This is a genomic window from Actinokineospora globicatena (assembly GCF_024171945.1).
Taxonomy (GTDB): Bacteria; Actinomycetota; Actinomycetes; order Mycobacteriales; family Pseudonocardiaceae; genus Actinokineospora; species Actinokineospora globicatena.
In genome coordinates this window covers 754,567-772,811 of the sequence record NZ_JAMTCR010000002.1, presented here as the reverse complement: position 1 = coordinate 772,811, position 18,245 = coordinate 754,567, and the positions used below count along the sequence as shown (strand labels likewise).

General features: G+C 69.7%; 17 protein-coding genes and 1 other RNA gene. 12 read left to right on the top strand and 6 right to left on the bottom strand.

Features of this window, described 5'->3' with window-relative positions; translation table 11 throughout:
• Window positions 1–147 precede the first annotated feature (147 nt).
• Window positions 148–242: signal recognition particle sRNA small type (gene ffs, locus LV79_RS03610), an RNA gene on the top strand.
• A gap of 5 nt (window positions 243–247) precedes the next feature.
• Here ffs and LV79_RS03605 read toward each other — a convergent pair.
• The gene (locus LV79_RS03605; protein WP_253835753.1) at window positions 248–1,249 is read right to left on the bottom strand and encodes an LLM class flavin-dependent oxidoreductase; all 1,002 of its coding nucleotides are present in this window, start codon (window positions 1,247–1,249) and stop codon (window positions 248–250) included.
• Window positions 1,250–1,323: 74 nt separating this feature from the next.
• On the opposite strand from LV79_RS03605, the gene LV79_RS03600 reads away from it, so the two are divergent.
• On the top strand, window positions 1,324–3,327 hold the full coding sequence (locus LV79_RS03600) for a DNA polymerase III subunit gamma and tau (protein ID WP_253831988.1): 2,004 nt from the start codon (window positions 1,324–1,326) through the stop codon (window positions 3,325–3,327).
• A gap of 1 nt (window position 3,328) precedes the next feature.
• Here the strand turns inward: LV79_RS03600 and LV79_RS03595 are convergent, their stop codons facing one another.
• Window positions 3,329–4,225 (bottom strand): hypothetical protein, encoded by an 897-nt coding sequence (locus LV79_RS03595; protein ID WP_253831986.1) that lies wholly within the window; start codon window positions 4,223–4,225, stop codon window positions 3,329–3,331.
• A 24-nt stretch (window positions 4,226–4,249) separates the two neighbouring features.
• Window positions 4,250–5,137: an N-acetylmuramoyl-L-alanine amidase gene (locus LV79_RS03590; protein WP_253831984.1), complete on the bottom strand. Its 888-nt coding sequence runs from the start codon at window positions 5,135–5,137 to the stop codon at window positions 4,250–4,252.
• Window positions 5,138–5,235: 98 nt separating this feature from the next.
• On the opposite strand from LV79_RS03590, the gene LV79_RS03585 reads away from it, so the two are divergent.
• From LV79_RS03585 to LV79_RS03550, 8 genes are all read left to right on the top strand, one after another.
• Window positions 5,236–5,550 (top strand): YbaB/EbfC family nucleoid-associated protein, encoded by a 315-nt coding sequence (locus LV79_RS03585; protein WP_253831982.1) that lies wholly within the window; start codon window positions 5,236–5,238, stop codon window positions 5,548–5,550.
• Window positions 5,551–5,557: 7 nt separating this feature from the next.
• Window positions 5,558–6,154, top strand: a complete 597-nt coding sequence (recR, locus tag LV79_RS03580; protein WP_253831980.1) for a recombination mediator RecR — start codon at window positions 5,558–5,560, stop codon at window positions 6,152–6,154.
• A gap of 82 nt (window positions 6,155–6,236) precedes the next feature.
• Complete coding sequence (locus LV79_RS03575) at window positions 6,237–6,773, top strand: uridine kinase family protein (protein ID WP_253831978.1); 537 nt, start codon at window positions 6,237–6,239, stop codon at window positions 6,771–6,773.
• 308 nt (window positions 6,774–7,081) lie between these two features.
• Window positions 7,082–8,086 (top strand): ABC transporter permease, encoded by a 1,005-nt coding sequence (locus tag LV79_RS03570; RefSeq protein ID WP_253831976.1) that lies wholly within the window; start codon window positions 7,082–7,084, stop codon window positions 8,084–8,086.
• Between the two features lie 194 nt (window positions 8,087–8,280).
• A complete protein-coding gene (locus LV79_RS03565; RefSeq protein WP_253831973.1) occupies window positions 8,281–9,906 on the top strand; it encodes an ABC transporter substrate-binding protein in 1,626 nt (541 codons plus the stop codon).
• 97 nt (window positions 9,907–10,003) lie between these two features.
• Window positions 10,004–11,017: an ABC transporter permease gene (locus LV79_RS03560; RefSeq protein ID WP_253831970.1), complete on the top strand. Its 1,014-nt coding sequence runs from the start codon at window positions 10,004–10,006 to the stop codon at window positions 11,015–11,017.
• On the top strand, window positions 11,014–12,090 hold the full coding sequence (locus tag LV79_RS03555; protein ID WP_253831968.1) for an ABC transporter ATP-binding protein: 1,077 nt from the start codon (window positions 11,014–11,016) through the stop codon (window positions 12,088–12,090). Before LV79_RS03560 ends, LV79_RS03555 begins: the two co-directional genes overlap by 4 nt.
• Window positions 12,091–12,101: 11 nt before the next feature.
• Complete coding sequence (locus LV79_RS03550) at window positions 12,102–13,157, top strand: ABC transporter ATP-binding protein (RefSeq protein WP_253831966.1); 1,056 nt, start codon at window positions 12,102–12,104, stop codon at window positions 13,155–13,157.
• Window positions 13,158–13,803: 646 nt separating this feature from the next.
• Here LV79_RS03550 and leuA read toward each other — a convergent pair.
• On the bottom strand, window positions 13,804–15,594 hold the full coding sequence (gene leuA, locus LV79_RS03545; protein ID WP_253831964.1) for a 2-isopropylmalate synthase: 1,791 nt from the start codon (window positions 15,592–15,594) through the stop codon (window positions 13,804–13,806).
• A 240-nt stretch (window positions 15,595–15,834) separates the two neighbouring features.
• Here leuA and LV79_RS03540 point away from each other — a divergent pair, with 240 nt between their 5' ends.
• Together LV79_RS03540 and LV79_RS03535 are read left to right on the top strand one after the other, a co-directional pair.
• The gene (locus LV79_RS03540; RefSeq protein ID WP_253831962.1) at window positions 15,835–16,131 is read left to right on the top strand and encodes a hypothetical protein; all 297 of its coding nucleotides are present in this window, start codon (window positions 15,835–15,837) and stop codon (window positions 16,129–16,131) included.
• A 5-nt stretch (window positions 16,132–16,136) separates the two neighbouring features.
• A complete protein-coding gene (locus LV79_RS03535) occupies window positions 16,137–16,478 on the top strand; it encodes a hypothetical protein (protein ID WP_253831959.1) in 342 nt (113 codons plus the stop codon).
• On the opposite strand, the gene LV79_RS03530 is transcribed toward LV79_RS03535, so the two are convergent.
• Both LV79_RS03530 and LV79_RS03525 read right to left on the bottom strand, forming a co-directional pair.
• Window positions 16,438–17,019, bottom strand: a complete 582-nt coding sequence (locus LV79_RS03530) for a nitroreductase family protein (protein ID WP_253831957.1) — start codon at window positions 17,017–17,019, stop codon at window positions 16,438–16,440. The two genes, LV79_RS03535 and LV79_RS03530, sit on opposite strands and share 41 nt — an antisense overlap.
• The gene (locus LV79_RS03525; protein ID WP_253831955.1) at window positions 17,009–18,226 is read right to left on the bottom strand and encodes a putative hexosyltransferase; all 1,218 of its coding nucleotides are present in this window, start codon (window positions 18,224–18,226) and stop codon (window positions 17,009–17,011) included. Before LV79_RS03525 ends, LV79_RS03530 begins: the two co-directional genes overlap by 11 nt.
• Between the last annotated feature and the right edge of the window lie 19 nt (window positions 18,227–18,245).

The following is an 18,245-nucleotide window of genomic DNA, read 5'->3' as shown; positions in this document are numbered from 1 at the left end:
CTCAGGGCGTACAGGGTACCGCCGCCAAGCGGGCAACCGTGGGCTGAATCACACCCCAACCGGGCAGTTGTCCAGGTGTTGTCCGGTGCGGCAGGCGGGAGTCCTGCCCCGGCGGCGGTGGCGCGGGCCGTGTCCCGCTACACTTGCCGAGGACCCCGCGCGGTGTTCATCTCGCGAACCTCCCCAGGGCCGGAAGGCAGCAAGGATAAGCGGGCTCTGGCAGGTGCGCGGGGTCCCCTTTCGTCTCTTACGCCGCCTGCGCCGGTGCCAGTCCCACGATCTCGGCCACCCGCTCGTAGCTGCGCACCCGGTCCGCGTGGTCGAACACGCTCGTGGTGATCATCAGCTCCTGCACCCCGGTCCTGGCCAGCAGGTCATCGATGCGCGCCCGCACCGTCTCCGGCCCGCCGACGATCTGGCTGGACATCCGCTCCGCGATGAAGTGCCGGTCCAGGTCGGTGTACGGGTACGCGGCGGTCTCCTCCGGTGAGGGCAGGCGCCCCGGCGACCCCTTGCGCAGCTGGAGGAACTGCAGCGCGGCGGGCTCAGCCAGGCGCACCGCGGTCTCGTCGTCCTCCGCGCAGACCACGTTCACCGCGATCATCGAGTACGGCTGGGACAAGACGGCCGACGGCTTGAACTTCTCCCGGTACAGCTCTAGCGCCGGGAGCGTGTTCTCCGAGCTGAAGTGGTGAGCGAACGCGAACGGCAGTCCGAGGTACCCGGCCGCTTGGGCGCTGTAGCCGCTGGAGCCCAACAACCAGATCGTGGGCTGGTTGCCCAATGCGGGTACGGCCGTGACCCCGTTCGAGTCACGACCGGTGAAGTAGTTCGCCAACTCGATGAGCTGTTCGGGGAAGTCGTCCGCCGACAGCGAACCCTCCGTGCGCCGCAGCGCCCGCGCCGTCACCTGGTCCGTGCCGGGCGCCCGCCCGATGCCCAGGTCGACCCGACCCGGGTGCAGCGCCTCCAGCATGCCGAACTGCTCGGCCACCACCAGCGGCGCGTGGTTGGGCAGCATCACCCCGCCGGAGCCGACGCGGATGTGCTCGGTGGCCATGGCGATGTGCGCGAGCAGCACCGCGGGCGCGGAGCTGGCGATGCCCGGCATGTTGTGGTGCTCGGCGACCCAGTACCGGTGGTACCCGAGCCGCTCGGTGGTCCTGGCGAGGTCGAGGCTGTTGCGCAGCGCCGTGGTCTCCGATGAGCCACTGGCCACCGGGGCGAGGTCGAGGACCGAGTACGGGATAGGCACGTACCGACCAACGCGGCCGGGGGCGGTCGGATTCCCGGGGTGTCGGTGCCGACCGGTAGTGTCGCGGCGTGGCGCTCGCCCTCTACCGCAAGTACCGGCCGGCGACCTTCGCCGAGGTCGTCGGACAGGAACACGTCACGATCCCGCTGCGCACGGCGCTGGCGGCGGGTCGGGTCAACCACGCCTACCTCTTCTCCGGGCCGCGCGGCTGCGGCAAGACCTCCAGTGCGCGCATCCTGGCCAGGTCGCTCAACTGCGCCAAGGGGCCGACCGACGAGCCGTGCGGCGTGTGCGACTCGTGCATCGGGCTCGCCCCCAACGGCCCCGGCACGGTCGACGTCGTCGAGCTCGACGCGGCCAGCCACGGTGGTGTCGACGACGCCCGCGAGCTGCGCGACCGGGCCTTCTTCGCCCCGGCGAACTCCCTCTACCGGGTGTTCATCGTCGACGAGGCGCACATGGTCACCACCCAGGGCTTCAACGCGCTGCTCAAGATCGTCGAGGAGCCGCCGGAGCACCTCGTCTTCATCTTCGCGACCACCGAGCCGGACAAGGTGCTGCCGACCATCCGGTCGCGGACCCACCACTACCCGTTCCGGCTGATCCCGCCCAGCTCCATGCGCGAGCTGCTGGAGCGCAACTGCGCCGCGGAGAACGCCAAGGTCGAGCCTGCGGTCTTCCCGCTGGTCATCCGGGCGGGCGGCGGTTCGGCCCGCGACACCCAGTCGGTGCTCGACCAGCTGCTCGCCGGTGCGGGCCCCGAGGGCGTCACCTACGAGCGCGCGGTGTCGCTGCTCGGCGTGACCGACGTGGCCCTCATCGACGACATGGTCGACGGTCTCGGCGCTGGCGACGCGTCGGCGGTCTACAGCACGGTCGACCGCTTGGTCGAGGCCGGTCACGACCCGCGCCGCTTCGCCTCCGACCTGCTTGACCGGCTGCGCGACCTGGTTCTGATCCGCGCGGTGCCGGACGCGGCCACCCGGGGTCTGGTCAACGCGCCGGAGGACGAACTCGGCCGCATGGTCGGGCAGGCCGAACGGCTCGGCGCCGCCACCCTGGCCCGGTACGCCGAGATCGTGCACACCGGACTGGTCGAGATGCGTGGTGCTACCGCGCCCAGGCTGCTGCTAGAGCTGTTGTGCGCCCGGATGCTCCTACCTGGAGCGGTGCCAACGGACGCGGCGGCCGACTCGGCTGTCTTGCAGCGCTTGGAGCAGATGGAGCGCAGGCTCTCCGCCGCGCCCGTCGCCGACGCCCCGGCCCGCCCGGTCGCGACTCGACCGTCCCAGCGCGCCGCCGAGCCCGCGCAGCCCGCCCGCCCCGCGCAGCCGGCGCGCACCCCGGAGCCTGCCCCCGAGCCCCCGCGAGCCGCGGAACCGCCGCGAGCCCCCGAGCCCGCGCGGACTCCTGCGCGTGCCCCGGAACCTGTGCGGACGCCCGAGCCGCCGCGTGCCGCCGAGCCCGCACCTGAGCCCGTGCCCGAACCCGCGCCGCAGCCGGTCGAGCCAGGCGCCCCGGGCGCGCTGGACGCCGCCGCCATCCGCCGCGTCTGGCCGGAGCTGCTCACGGTCGTCCGCTCGACCAGCCGCAGCACCGAGGCGATGCTGACCAACGCGACCGTCCAGTCGGTCGAGGGCGAGACCGTGGTGATCGCGCACCCCGCCGCCCCGCTGGCCCGCCGCCTCGGCGACCCGCGCAACGCCGACGCCATCGCCCAGGCCCTGGGCACCGTCCTCGGCGGACGTTGGCAGGTCCGCTGCGTGCACGCCGAGCCAGGCGCGGCCGCGCAGGCACCCCGCCCGGCGCGACCGGCCGCGGAGCCCGCCCGCAGCTACGAGCCGCCCCGGCGCCAGGTCCAGCCACCGGCCACCGCCACACCGGCCGACGAGATCCCCCCGCCCGAGCCGCCGGAGCCCGATCTCCCGCCGGAGCCGGAGGACGAAGAGGAGATGATGGCCCAGGCGGCCGTCAAGCCGGACCCCAACGACGCCTCGACGCGTCAGCAGGACCCGGAGGCCGTCATGCTCAAGCTCCTCGCCGACACCCTCGGCGCGCGCCCGGTCGAGTAGGTCAGGACACCCGCACCTGGCGGACGGCCGCGGATTCCGCCTGCACCACGGCGTTCTCCCCGGTGGCCGTGCGCAGCGCCACGGTGCGCGAGTCGGGGGACCAGAGGAAGTCCGCGATCTCGCCGTCGATCGTCGCGGAGCGGAGGAACCGGCCGTTGTCGGCCTGGTAGAACGACAGCTCGTTGCCCACGGCCACCGCCACCCGGCGCCCGTCCGGCGCGGTCCAGCCCTGGGCGGTCGGGTCGAGCGACACCACCAGCGGGTGCCAGCTCTCGCTGGCCACGTCGTAGCGGACCACGCGGGCCGACTCGGCCTCGTACTCCACCGCCGTCAACCGCGTGGAGTCCGGCAGCCAGCGCAGGTTCACCCGTCCGCGGGTCGCGGGTTCGGGGGAGATCAGCCGGACGTGGTCATCCTCGGTGACCGGCATGGTGTCGACCAGGACCAGCTTGCGGGGCAAGCGAATCGCGATGTAGCGGCTGTTGGGGCTGACCGCCGATTCGATGACAGCGCCGCCGCGGTCGTAGACGGCCTGCTCCTCGCCCACGAGGACGTTGCGGATGACAACGCTGTAGAGCAGCCGGTGCTTCCTGTTGGTGCGGTACACGATCCGGCCGGGTAGGACGCCGAGGAGCTCGTTGGCGTGGTCGGCCGAACCGACCAGCGGGGTGAGCTTGCCGCCCACCCGGACCAGCGACAGCCGCGCCGGGGTCCCGTGCTGCACCACGACTTTGCGCTCGCCGGGCAGGTACCGCGCGGTGGTGGCCTCGGGGACCACCGCCAGCTCCCGGCTCTTGCCCTTGGCGTCGACCTCGACCAGGCGGACCTGGTCGGCATCGGACAGCGCGATCAGCAACCGCTCCTGCTCGTCGACGTCGAGCACCCGCATCCCGGACATGATCTCCACCTTGTCACAGGAGAGTCAGCCCAGGTACCCGAGGACCCCGTTCGCGATCGCGTCTGCATAGCGCTGCCTGCCCGCCGCACTCGATAGGACTGCCGCCTCCGCCGGGTCGCGCATGTTGCCGCACTCGACGAGCGCCGCGGGACGGGTCGACAGGTTCAACCCGCCGAGGTCGTCGCGCGGGGACAGGCCCTGCTTCCCGATGTAGGTGGACGTCGCCAGACCGGCCGCGACCATGCCGTCGCGCAGGGACCTGGCCAGCCGCAGCGACGGCTCGCCCTGGGCGTCGTTGAGCGGGGGAGCCGAGTAGGCGATGTGGAAGCCGTGGGCTCCCGCCGTGGTCGAGCCGTCCGCGTGCAGCGACACCACGGCGTCCGCGCCGGAGTCGTTGCCGATCGCCGCGCGCCGGTCGACGCAGGGGCCGACACCCGTGTTGTCCGGCCTGGTCAGCACTACCTTGACGCCGCGCGCGGTCAACGCGTCACGCACCCTCATGGCTAGATCCCAGGTGAAGGCGTGCTCGGCGTAACCGTTCCCGGTAGCGGTACCGGTGGTGTTGCACGGCTTGGACCGACCCCTACCCGCCGGGACCAGCCGGTTGATCTCGGCCGCGTGGCTGGCATTGCCGCCGTTGTGCCCCGGGTCGAGCACTACGACCTTGCCACCGGGAACGGCCTTCACCGGCTTGGTGGTCGTGGTCGGCGCCTTGGTCGTGGTGGTGGTGGTCGTGGTTGTAGATGGTGGCGGAGTCGTAGTCGACGTAATAGAGGTAGTAGTCGTGGTGGTCGTTGGGGCTACCGAAGTGGTCCCCAAGGTCTGCGCTGGAACGGGCTCCTCCCCGCCGCAAGCAGACAGCACAACAGCGAGCACACAGCCGAACGCCAGTCCGGCACGTCGTCTCAGCACGGGCCCACGATGCCACAGTGCGCGGCCCTCTAAGCTGGGTATGGCACCAACCCAAGACGAGAGGGGCCGCGGTGTTTCCCGGAGGCGGCGCACCCGACATGCAGGCGATCCTGGCGCAGGCGCAGAAGATGCAGGAACAACTGCTCTCCGCCCAGCAGGAACTGGCCGACGCCGAGGTCACCGGCACCTCCGGTGGTGGTCTGGTGACCGCGACGGTGTCCGGTGCCGGTGAGCTCAAGGCCCTGGTGATCGACCCGAAGGTGGTCGACCCGGACGACACCGAGACGCTGGCCGACCTGGTCGTCGCCGCGGTGCGGGACGCGGGCAACAACGCCCAGCGCCTGGCCGAGGAGAAGATGGGTCCGCTCGCGGGCGGGCTCGGCGGCGGCGGCCTCGGCCTGCCGGGGCTGTGAGGGACGGGTGTACGAGGGACCGGTCCAGGATCTGATCGACGAGCTGGGCAGGCTGCCCGGGGTCGGTCCCAAGAGCGCCCAGCGGATCGCCTTCCACCTGCTGGCCGCCGAACCGGCTGATGTCGGCCGGTTGCAGGACGCGCTGCAGAAGGTCAAGGAGGGCGTCGTCTTCTGCGACGTCTGCGGCAACGTCTCCGAGGAGACCACCTGCCGCATCTGCCGCGACGCGCGCCGGGACCCGACCGCGGTGTGCGTGGTCGAGGAGCCCAAGGACGTGCTCGCGATCGAGCGCACCCGCGAGTTCAAGGGCCGCTACCACGTGCTCGGCGGCGCGCTGGACCCGCTCTCCGGCGTCGGACCCGAGCAGCTGCGCATCCGGCAGCTGCTGTCGCGGATCTCCGCCCAGGAGATCACCGAGGTCATCCTGGCGATGGACCCGAACACCGAGGGCGAGGCGACCGCCACCTACCTGGTGCGGATGCTGCGCGACTTCCCCGGCCTGACCGTCACCCGGCTCGCCTCCGGCCTGCCGATGGGTGGCGACCTGGAGTTCGCCGACGAGCTGACCCTGGGCAGGGCGCTGTCCGGCAGGCGAACGGTTTAACTGTCCACAGAGGATGCAGTGATCGTCTTGAGCTCGCAATACTGTGGATGACTGGGAACGGGATAGGGGTCATCCGGCAGGGGTGAAGGCCGTCGCCGCCGCCGTTCGCGCCACCGCACCGAGGCTCGGCGGGGTCCGGTTGGTCGCCATCGATGGTCCATCCGGCTCGGGGAAGAGCACCTACGCCGCCGCGCTGGCGGCCCACTTGCCCGATTCCTGGCTCGTCTCTACCGACGACTTCGCGACCTGGGACGACCCGATCGCGTGGTGGCCGAGGCTGGAAACCGGTGTATTCCACCCGCTCGGGGCAGGGCGACCCGGTCGATACCGCCGAACACAGTGGGTGAACGGCGAGCCGGTGCCCGGCGACTGGGTCGACGTCCCGGTGCCCGCGACGCTGCTGGTCGAGGGGGTCTCCTCGGGCCGCAGATCGATCACGCCGTCACTGTCCGCGCTGATCTGGTGCGAGCTCGCCGACCCCGTGCGCCGCCTGGAACGCGCGGTCGCCCGCGACGGCGCCGCCGCGCGGGCGGAACTGCTGCGCTGGCAGGCATTCGAGGCGGGCTGGTACGCCGTCGACGGGACCGCGGGGCGCGCGACGATCATGGCGTCCGTGTGACCGGTCACGTCCCTCGTCCGTCCGTTCAGCGGACAAATCCGGGCCGAGTCTCACTCTGCGTGTCTTTTCAGTCGCGTACCGGTGATTCTGTGTATGGCAGTTGGCCGGATCGTGACCTCCCGTAGCTAAGGGATGGTGATCTGAGCGGCTATGGTCGGCCACCACACGGTGAGATCCCGGAGTCAGTGAACCGGACACGAGGAGTGCGTGATGGCTTACCAGCGATCCGCGCGAACCGGTCGACCGGACGGCAACACGAGCCGCCCACGATCTGTCGCGCAGTCGCCCGGACGGGGACGGTCGGCGGCATGACGGCTCCTCCAGAGGTCACCGGCTCTGCCGCGGAAGCGGACCCGGAGGCCGCGCTCAAGGGCGTGAGCAAGAAAGCGATCCAGGGGCGTTCGCTCGGTCAGATCGCGTGGATGCGGCTCAAGCGGGACAAGGTCGCGATCGCCGGTGCGATCGTCATCGCCCTGCTGATCCTGGTCGCGATCGCCGCTCTGCTGCTCGACCGCGTCTTCGACGTGGTGCACCCCAACGACTTCCACCAGGACCTGATCGACACCGAGTTCGGCACGCTGGCCCCGAAGGGCACCTTCGGCGGCATGTCGCTCGACCACCCGCTCGGCGTCGAACCGGTCAACGGCCGCGACATGCTGGCCCGCATCTTCGCCGGGTCTTGGATCTCGCTGCTGATCGCGACGCTGGCCACGCTGCTCTCGGTGGTCATCGGCACCACCATGGGGATCATCGCGGGCTACTTCGGCGGCTGGGTCGACACGCTGATCAGCCGGTTGATGGACGTCTTCCTCGCCTTCCCGCTGCTCGTCTTCGCGATGGCGCTGGTCGGCGTGCTGCCCGACACCGCGTTCGGCCTCTCCCCGGAGATGGTCCGGATCGGCCTGCTGACCTTCATCATCGGCTTCTTCAACTGGCCCTACATCGGCCGCATCGTGCGCGGGCAGACGCTGTCGCTGCGCGAACGGGAGTTCGTCGACGCCGCCCGCAGCCTCGGCGCGCGCGGACCGTACATCCTGTTCCGCGAACTGCTGCCCAACCTCGTCGCGCCGATCCTGGTCTACGCGACGCTGCTGATCCCGACGAACATCCTGTTCGAGTCGGCTCTGTCGTTCCTCGGAGTCGGTATCAACGCGCCGACCGCGACCTGGGGCGGAATGCTCTCGGACGCGTCGCGCTACTACACGATGCCGCACTTCATGCTCTGGCCCGGTCTCGCCATCTTCGTGACCGTGCTCGCGTTCAACCTGTTCGGCGATGGCCTGCGCGACGCGCTCGACCCCCGTGCCCGATAGGTGAGTTGTAGTCCCGGAATTGCTCCTGGAAGAAAGGGTGCAACAGCACAATGAACAGCAAGCGCTTGGTAACCGCGGTCGCCGCGGGCGCGGCTGTCGTTATGGGGCTGTCCGCCTGTGGTGGCGGAACGAGCTCCAACGGCGGCAGCACCGGGGGCAACGGGGGCGCAAACACCCCAGCCTTCAACGCGGCCATGACGACCATCTTCAACCCTTCCGACAAGAAGGGCGGTACGGTCCGGGTCGCCAACGCCGGTACGTGGGACTCCCTCGACCCGGGTGAGACCTACTACGGCTACTCCTGGAACTTCCTGCGGACCTACGCCCGGTCGCTGGTGATGTTCAAGCCCGCGCCCGGCGACGGCTCCTCCGAGCTGGTGCCCGACCTCGCCGAGAAGCTGGGCGAGCCGAGCGACGGCGGCAAGACCTGGACCTACAAGCTCCGCAAGGGCGTGAAGTTCGAGGACGGCACCGAGGTCACGTCCAAGGACGTCAAGTACGCGGTGCTGCGCTCGACCGACAAGGAGACCTTCCCCAACGGTCCGGCGTACTTCGAGGGCTACCTCAACCTGCCCGACGGCTACAAGGGCCCGTACAAGTCCAAGGACGTCAACACGGACTCGGCCATCGAGACCCCGGACGACCAGACGATCATCTTCCACCTGAAGCAGCCCTTCGGTGGGTTCGACTACTTCGCGATGATGCCGCAGACGGCCCCGGTCCCCGAGGCCAAGGACACCGGCGCGAAGTACAAGGAGCACGTCATCGCGACGGGCCCCTACAAGTTCGAGAAGAACGAGATCGACAAGGGCTTCACCCTGGTCCGCAACGACAAGTGGGACGCGTCGACCGACCCGAACCGCAAGGCGCTGCCGGACAAGTACGAAGTCACCATGAACGTCAACGCCGACGACATCGACAACCGGCTCATCTCCGGTGACCTCGACATCGACATCACCGGCACCGGCGTCCAGCCCGCCTCGCTGAGCCGCGTGCTCGGCGACCCGGCCCTCAAGGCCAACGCGGACAACCCGTCCTCCACCCGCCTCTGGTACACCAGCGTGTCGCCCACCGTGGCCCCGCTGGACAACAAGGCGTGCCGCGAGGCCATCCAGTACGCGACCGACCGCACCGGCTACCAGACCGCTTACGGCGGCTCGTTCTCCGGCGGCGACATCGCGACCAACCTGCTCCCGCCGCAGATCCCGGGTGCGAGCAAGTTCGACCTGTACCCGGCCGGTGCCGACAACAAGGGTGACGTCGAGAAGGCCAAGGCGAAGCTGCAGGAGTGCGGCCAGCCCAACGGCTTCGAGACCAACATCGCCTACCGGGCCGAGCGCCCGAAGGAGAAGGCGGCCGCTGAGGCGCTGCAGCAGTCCCTCGGCCGGGTCGGCATCAAGCTGACGCTGAAGGCCTTCCCGCAGGGTGACTACTTCTCCCAGTTCGCTGGCAACCCGCCCTACGTCAAGGCGAACAACCTGGGTCTGGCCCTCAACGGCTGGCAGGCCGACTGGTCCGACGGCTTCGGCTTCCTGTCGCAGATCGTCGACAGCCGGGTCATCCGCGAGACCGGTGGCTCGTCCAACGTCTCCGTGCGCATCCCCGACGTCGACAAGCTCCTCGACGAGGCGATCGGCGAGACCGACAAGTCCAAGCGCGAGGCCGACTGGGGCGCCATCGACAAGCGCGTCATGGAAGAGGCGGTCATCCTCCCGGGCGTGCACGCCAAGTCGCTGCTGGTGCGGCCGAAGAAGCTGAGCAACATCTTCGTCTCGACCGCTTACGGCCAGTACGACTACCTGTCCGTTGGTGTCGCGTAACTCCTCCCTTGTGGCTTTCCGACGTTAGGTAGGTGAAGGCGACAGGAGAACAGGCCCGGGACGACCTCCCGGGCCTGTTCTCCGCCTGCCGGCCATCGTGATCACATACATCATCAGGCGGCTCTTTGCGGCCATCGTGCTGCTGTTCGTCGTCAGCGCGGTGACGTTCTCGATCTTCTTCCTCATGCCCAAGTTGCTTGGCTCGTCGCCGGAGACCCTGGCGACCCGCTACGTGGGTCGGGCCGCGACCGCCGACACCGTCCGCGAGACCGCTGAGCGCCTCGGGTTCTACGACCCGATCTACGTCCAGTACTGGGACTGGGTGAAGGGCATCTTCGTCGGCGCCGACTACAGCTACGGCACCGGTGTCGAGCACTGCCCCGCCCCGTGCCTCGGGTACTCCTTCCGCAACAACCAGCCGGTCTTCCCCGACCTGATGGACCGGTTGCCGGTCACCATGTCGCTGGCGGTCGGCGCCGCGGTGCTGTGGCTGGTCGGCGGCGTCGCCGTCGGCACCCTGTCCGCGCTGCGCAAGGGCACCGTCTTCGACCGCGCCGCGATGAGCGTCTCGCTCGCGGGCGTGTCGCTCCCCATCTTCTTCACCGGTCTGCTGTCCCTGTCGATCTTCAGCTACAACCTCGGCTGGACCGCCGTCGGCGGCTCGTACACCCCGTTCATCGACAACCCCGGTGAATGGGCGTACAACCTGCTGCTGCCGTGGATCACCCTGGCGCTGCTGTTCTCCGCCCAGTACGCGCGGCTCACCCGCGCCGGGATGCTGGAGACGATGAACGAGGACTTCATCCGGACCGCGCGCGCGAAGGGCCTGCCCGAGCGGACGGTCGTCGTCCGGCACGGCCTGCGCGGCGCGCTGACCCCGATCCTGACCATCTTCGGCCTCGACGTCGGCCTGCTGCTCGGCGGCGCGATCCTCACCGAGAGCGCGTTCTCCCTGCAGGGCCTCGGCAAGTACGCCATCGACGGGATCACCAACTACGACCTGCCCAAGGTCATGGGCGTCACGATCCTGGCCGCGTTCTTCGTGGTGCTGGCCAACCTGATCGTCGACCTCCTCTACGCCGTCGTCGACCCGAGGGTGCGTGCCAAGTGACCCAGCATGAAGACAACCTCGGCGGTGCCGCGATCCGGCCGGCCCCGGTCGACAGCGGCGCGTTCCTCCAGGTCCGCGAGCTGCGCGTGCACTTCCCGACCGATGACGGCGTGGTCCGCTCGGTCGACGACCTGTCCTTCAGCGTCGACCGCGGCAAGACCCTCGGCATCGTCGGCGAGTCCGGTTCCGGCAAGAGCGTGACCAGCCTGTCGATCATGGGCCTGCACAAGAGGGGCACCGCCAAGATCACCGGCGAGATCCTGCTCGACGGGCAGAACCTGGTCGGCATGTCCCCGGAGCGGGTCCGCCTGCTGCGCGGCAAGCGGATGGCGATGATCTTCCAGGACCCGCTCTCGGCGATGCACCCGTTCTACTCGGTGGGCAGCCAGATCATCGAGGCGTACCGGATCCACAACAAGGTCACCAAGGCGGTCGCCCGCAAGCACGCCATCGACCTGCTCGACCGGGTCGGCATCCCCAACCCCAAGTCCCGGGTGGACGACTACCCGCACCAGTTCTCCGGTGGCATGCGCCAGCGCGCGATGATCGCGATGGCGCTGTCGTGCGACCCGGAGCTGCTCATCGCCGACGAGCCGACCACCGCGCTCGACGTGACCGTGCAGGCGCAGATCCTGGACCTGATCCGGGACCTGCAGGCCGAGTTCAACTCCGCCGTCGTGATCATCACCCACGACCTGGGCGTCGTCGCCGAGCTGGCCGACGACATCATGGTCATGTACGCCGGTCGCGCGGTCGAGTACAGCACCGCGGCCGACATCTTCAACTCCCCGCAGCACCCCTACACCTGGGGCCTGCTCGGATCCATGCCCCGGCTCGACCGGGAGCGCACCGAACGGCTGCAGCCCATCAAGGGCACGCCGCCGAGCCTGATCAACGTGCCGGAGGGTTGCCCGTTCAACCCGCGGTGCGCGTACGCGGGGACCAACGGCGACCTGAGCTTCACGGTCCGCCCGGAGTTCCGCGACGTCGGCGGCGGTCACCACATCGCCTGCCACCTCGGTGCGGAGGATCGCCTCCGCATCTGGGACACCGAGATCAGGCCGAAGCTGTGAGCGAGGACGCCGTGAGCACCAAGACCGAGACCGCCGCGGCCGACCGCCGCCTCGGCGAGGACCTGCTGGTCGCCACCGACCTGCAGAAGCACTTCCCGATCCGGCGCGGCCTGCTGCAGCGCCAGGTGGGCGCCGTGCAGGCCGTCGACGGCCTCACCTTCACGGTGAAGCGCGGCGAGACCCTGTCGCTGGTCGGCGAGTCCGGCTGCGGCAAGACGACCACCGGTCGGCTGCTGACCAGGCTCATCGAGCCGACCGGCGGCACGATCACCCTGGACGGCCGCGACATCACGCACCTGTCGGCGAGCGCCATGCGCCCGATGCGCCGCGACATCCAGATGATCTTCCAGGACCCGTACGGCTCGCTGAACCCCAGGCACACCGTCGGCGCCATCATCGGCGCCCCGTTCCGCCTGCAGAAGGTGAAGACCGAGCACGGCGTCAAGCGCGCGGTGCAGGAGCTGCTGGAGCTCGTCGGCCTCAGCCCCGAGCACTACAACCGCTACCCGCACGAGTTCTCCGGCGGCCAGCGCCAGCGCATCGGCATCGCCCGCACCCTGGCCCTGCGCCCCAAGGTCATCGTCGCCGACGAACCGGTCTCCGCGCTCGACGTCTCCATCCAGGCCCAGGTCGTCAACCTGATGGAAGACCTGCAGAACGAGTTCGACCTGACCTACGTGATGATCGCCCACGACCTCTCCGTCGTGCGCCACGTCTCCGACCGGGTCGCGGTCATGTACCTCGGCAAGATCATGGAGATCGCCGACCGCACCTCCCTGTACGAGCGCCCCATGCACCCGTACACCGTCGCCCTCCTGTCGGCCGTCCCCATCCCCGACACCAACCGCCGCGACAACCGCGAACGAATCCGCCTCTCCGGCGACGTCCCCAGCCCGATCAACCCACCCTCGGGCTGCCGCTTCCACACGCGCTGCTGGAAGGCCCAGGAAGTCTGCAAGACGACTGAGCCGCCGCTGGCTGAGCTCGCGCCGGGACACCAGGCTGCGTGCCACTTCCCGGAGAACACGACCAAGCTGACGATCGACCCGACGGGGTCTGCTGCTTGAGGTAGACGTGACGGCGGACCTGGGTCTGTGGGCTTGGGTCCGCTTTTGCGTTTCTGGGGGTTGTCCACATGGGGCGTGGGTGTCCACAGTCTCGACTTTCAGCCTCTCTGGGCTTGCGTGCCGCTCGGTAGGCTGTATATCGGGGCGTGCTTGAGACGATTTGATCTTGGCTGCCGTGGTTGGTGGGGCGTTGAGCTGGGGGAAGTCCGGGTCTCGGGCCTTCGCTTCGCCGCGGTAGACGCCTCGGCTGCGCCATCGGATTGACGCGATTTTCGAGCGAAGCTCGATGGGGCGAACTTGTTTTGTGCGGGGCCCCGAGACCACCCGTGGCAGGACCGCAAAGCAGGGGCCGAAAAGCATGGCCCTGTCCGCGCAACGACGCTGCGGGTGGTCCTCCCCCACACAAAACAAGTCCACCCCATCGAGCCGGCCTGGCACCAGCGGCTTGAGGGAGCGGTGGTGGGCCAACGTCGTCGGCGGGCGTTTTGGGGAAACGTTGTCGGCGGGTGTCCAGGGGGCAACGTCGTTGGGCGGGCGTCTCGGGGCCAACGTCGTCAGCGGGTGGTCTTGGGGCCAACGGTGTTGTTGGGCAAAGAGAAGGGCCGGGTGTCCATAAGAGACACCCGGCCCTGTTGTTCGTGGGTCTCTAGCGCATGGCTCGGTTTACGGCGGAGACGACCGCGCGCAGGGAGGCGGTGACGATGGAGCTGTCCACGGCTACGCCCCACAGGGACTTGTTGCCGATGGCGCATTCGACGTAGGCGGCGGCTCGGGCGTCGTCGCCGGAGGTGAGGGCGTGTTCGGAGTAGTCGAGGACGCGGACGTCGAAGCCGACTGAGGCTATGGCGTCGACGAAGGCGGCGATGGGGCCGTTGCCGACGCCGTGGACCTCGTGGGTGTCGCCCTCGACCTCGACGACGGCGGTGATCTCGTCGCGGCCCTCGCCGTCGTCGGAGATGCTGTGGCGGCGCAGGCGCAGCGGGGAGACGCGGTCCAGGTACTCGGTGGCGAAGACGTCCCACATCTCCTTGGGGGTGACCTCGCCGCCCTCGCTGTCGGTGACGGCCTGGATGACCTGGGAGAACTCGATCTGCAGGCGGCGCGGCAGCTTCAGCTGGTGCTCGGTCTTCATCACGTAGGCGACGCCGCCCTTGCCGGACTGCGAGTTGACCCGGATGACCGCCTCGTAGGAGCGGCCGACGTCCTTCGGGTCGATCGGCAGGTACGGGACCTCCCAGTCGTGCTCGTCGATCGGCACGCCCGCGGCCTCGGCGGACACCGCGAGCGCGTCCAGGCCCTTGTTGATCGCGTCCTGGTGGCTGCCGGAGAACGCGGTGAACACCAGGTCGCCGCCCCACGGGTGGCGCTCGGCGACCGGCAGCTGGTTGCAGTACTCGACGGTGCGGCGGATCTCGTCGATGTCGGAGAAGTCGATCTGCGGGTCGATGCCCTGGCTGAACAGGTTCATCCCCAGGGTGACCAGGTCGACGTTGCCGGTGCGCTCGCCGTTGCCGAACAGGCAGCCCTCGATGCGGTCGGCGCCAGCCAGGTAGCCCAGTTCGGCGGCGGCGACCCCGGTGCCCCGGTCGTTGTGCGGGTGCAGGCTCAGGATCAGCGACTCGCGGTTGGGCAGGTTGCGGTGCATCCACTCGATCGAGTCGGCGTAGACGTTGGGCGTGGCCATCTCGACGGTCGCGGGCAGGTTGACGATCATCGGCCGGTCCGGGGTCGGCTGCCAGACGTCGGCGACGGCCGCGCACACCTCGACCGCGTAGGACAGCTCGGTTCCGGTGTAGGACTCGGGGGAGTACTCGAACCGGAAGTCGGTCTCGCCGTACTTCTCGGCGAAGGCCAGCACGGTCTCGGCGCCGTCGGTGGCGATCTTCTTGATGCCCGCGCGGTCGGAGCGGAACACCACCCGCCGCTGCAGGATCGACGTCGAGTTGTACAGGTGCACGACGGCGCTGTGCGCGCCCTCCAGCGCCTCGAAGGTGCGCTCGATCAGCTCGGGGCGGGCCTGGGTGAGCACCTGCACCCGCACGTCGTCGGGGACCGCGCCCTCGGTGATGATCTCGCGCACGAAGTCGAAGTCGGTCTGGCTGGCGGCCGGGAAGCCGACCTCGATCTCCTTGTAGCCCATGCGCACCAGCAGGTCGAACATCCGGCGCTTGCGGGCGGGCGACATCGGGTCGATCAGCGCCTGGTTGCCGTCGCGCAGGTCGACCGCGCACCACAGCGGGGCGGTGGTGATCCGCTTGGTCGGCCAGGTGCGGTCCGCCAGGTCGATCGGCTCGACCAGCTCGTGGAACGGGCGGTAGCGGTGCACCGGCATCGCGGAGCCGCGCTGGGTGTTCCACGCGGGCTGCTCGGTCGGGGCCGGGCGGGTGGGGGTGCGCAGCCTGCTGGGGACGTTCGGTATCGAGTCTGGGGTGCTCATCGCTAGGGGTTCTCCGGGTTCGACGGTGGTGTGTCGACCGGCGGAAACGCCGAACTCCGCGACGGGGAGCCGGTCTGGTCAGACCCCGTCGCGGCGGAGAAGCAGGAGAGCGCGAGCCACGGGGCAAGCCTAGCCACATGCGCGCGGCGGTGTGGAATCCACCGTCCACATCGTGGACACGCTCCGTGTTGGGCCGTTCGGAGTAGTTAGGGTTGTCCTGGTCAGGGGCACTTTCCAGGCATGGTTACTCGTAGATGGCACGGCACCAGCACCCGCGGGTCCGCTGCTCGGATCGTCACCGCTATCGGCGCGATCTTCGCGATCATCGAGGTCGTCTACATCCTCTTGGTCGTCCTCGGCGCCAACGCGGGAAACGCGTTCGTGCGGTTCGTCGCTTCCCTGGCCGAACCGCTCGCACTCTTCTTCCCCGGTCTCTTCCCGATCGCCAACCCCACCCTCGCGGTGATCGTCAACTACGGACTGGCGGCCGTCTTCTGGCTCGTCGTCGCCGGGTTCATCGCCCGGCTGCTCCGCTGACCGAGGTGTCCGGCCAGGACACCCGGCGGCCCGGCCACGCGTGGTCGAGAGTCGTCGGGGTCCTGGCCGGCGTCGTCCGGTGGATCGGCCTGATCGCCGCCGCGATCCTGGTCGCGCACATCGTGCTGGTGATGGCGGACGCCTCCAGGGCCAACCCGCTCACCGCCGAGGTGCGGGCGCTCGCGGGAGTCTTGGAGCTGCCCTTCAAGTCGTTGTTCACCTTGGAGGACGTCAAGCTCGGCGTGCTCATCAACTACGGCATCGCCACAGTGTTCTGGCTGGTGGTGTCCTCTGTGGTCGTTAGGGTTATCCGTCGACTCCGAACGGCTCGCCCCACTGACCAGTGAACGCTATCTCCGAGGCCGGGACCCGTTGCCTGGGGGCGGTTTCCCGGGCCCTCTTCTCCTCAGGCAACAACTCCGGTGACCCCAGCACTCCGACCGCGATCGCGGTAAGAGGCCGGATCGACGGCGGTAGACCGAACTCGGCCGCTACCCCCGGGCCGTCGAAACCCGCCATCTGGTGCGCGACCAAGCCCTCGGCCACGGCCTGCAGCACCAGGTTCTGGGCGGCGAGGCCAACGCCGTACTCGGCGTAAGGGACCTCGCCCTTTTCGTTCTCCGTCTCCGCGCATGCCACCAAGAGCGCACCGGCGTTGCGCGCCCAGTTCTGGTTGCCCTGCACCAGCAGCGCGAGAATGCGGTCGAACGTATCCGTGCCGCGCGGCCCGACCAAGAACCGAGCGGGCTGGGTGTTGCCGTAAGACGGTGCCCACCGCGCGGCCTCCACCAAGCGGTGCAGCGCCTCTTCGGAGACCTTGCCGTCCGGGTCGAGCGCGCGTGGGCTCCACCGGGTGCGGATCAGGGGATGCAACTCGTCAAATCGCATAACCCCACGCTGTCACAGCGTAAGCACCGAACCAGGACCCGGTCACCACGAACGCCGCCGTGACCGCCACCGCTGTGGACGGACGCCGCTTCGCCAGCGCCAGCGCGATGGGGATCAGCAGCGCGATCGCGGGCACCATCAGGCGGACCTTGGAGTTCATCAGGCCGTTCGAGCACAGGTCCATCACCAGCACCCCGGCGGTGTAGACCAGCAGCGGCCACTCCACCCGGCGCCGGACGCCGATCGCGAGCAGCGCCAGCGCGCCGACGATCAGCCCCACGGTCGCCACCTCGAGCACCGAGCGACCGTCGGCGAGCACGTCCAGGCTGAACTTCACCGTCGCGGCGCCGCCGTCGAACCCGGAGTCCCAGCCGCGCTCCTGCAGCGCGAACCAGCCGTTCCACTCGCCGGTGCGCACGCCGACCCAGGCGAGGTACAGCACCAGCCCGAACGGCGCGATCGCCGCGCCGACCCACGGCCGCCACCCGTCCTGCCGCCGCACGACCGCCACGAGGGCCGCGAGCCCCACCGCGAGGATCAGCGCCGCCGCCGTCGGCCGCACCAGCCCGGCCACCGCGCAGGCCAGCCCGGCCTCCAGCCACTGCCGCTGCAGCACGAACACCAGCGCCCAGATCGCGAACGCGCAGAACATCGCCTCGGAGTACGCCATCGACAGCACGATCGACAGCGGCGACCCGGCGAACAGCGCCACCAGCACCAGCCCGACCCTGCGCGACCCGCCCCGGATGATCGTGCCGAGCCTGGTCAGCCCGTAGGCGCACACCACGCCGAACGCGATCGTCACCGCCAGCGCCGACGGCACCAGGCGGAACCCGAGGTCGTGCACCCAGCCGACCAGCGTCGGGTACCCGGGGAAGAACGCCAGCGGCGTCTCCGCGCTGCGCCTGCCGAACGCGTCGACCAGGTTCTTGGGCACCCCCTCGTACCCGTTGGCCGCGATGGACAGGAACCACTGCCCGTCCCACGAACGCAGCGCGTCACTGGCCGACGACCCGTTGCGCCCGGCCATCCAGCTCAGCGCCAGCAGCCCGACCTCGCGCACGCCGAGGAACACCAGCGCGGGGGCCAGCAGCCGCAGCAGGCGCGGCGGGTTCACCCGCTCCCGCCACCGCGGCCCCGGCTCCGCTGTGTCTGGCTCATCGACATCGGCCTCGACGGCCGTGCTGGTCACGTCCGTGGCGGACACCGGCGAACCTCCCCGACTC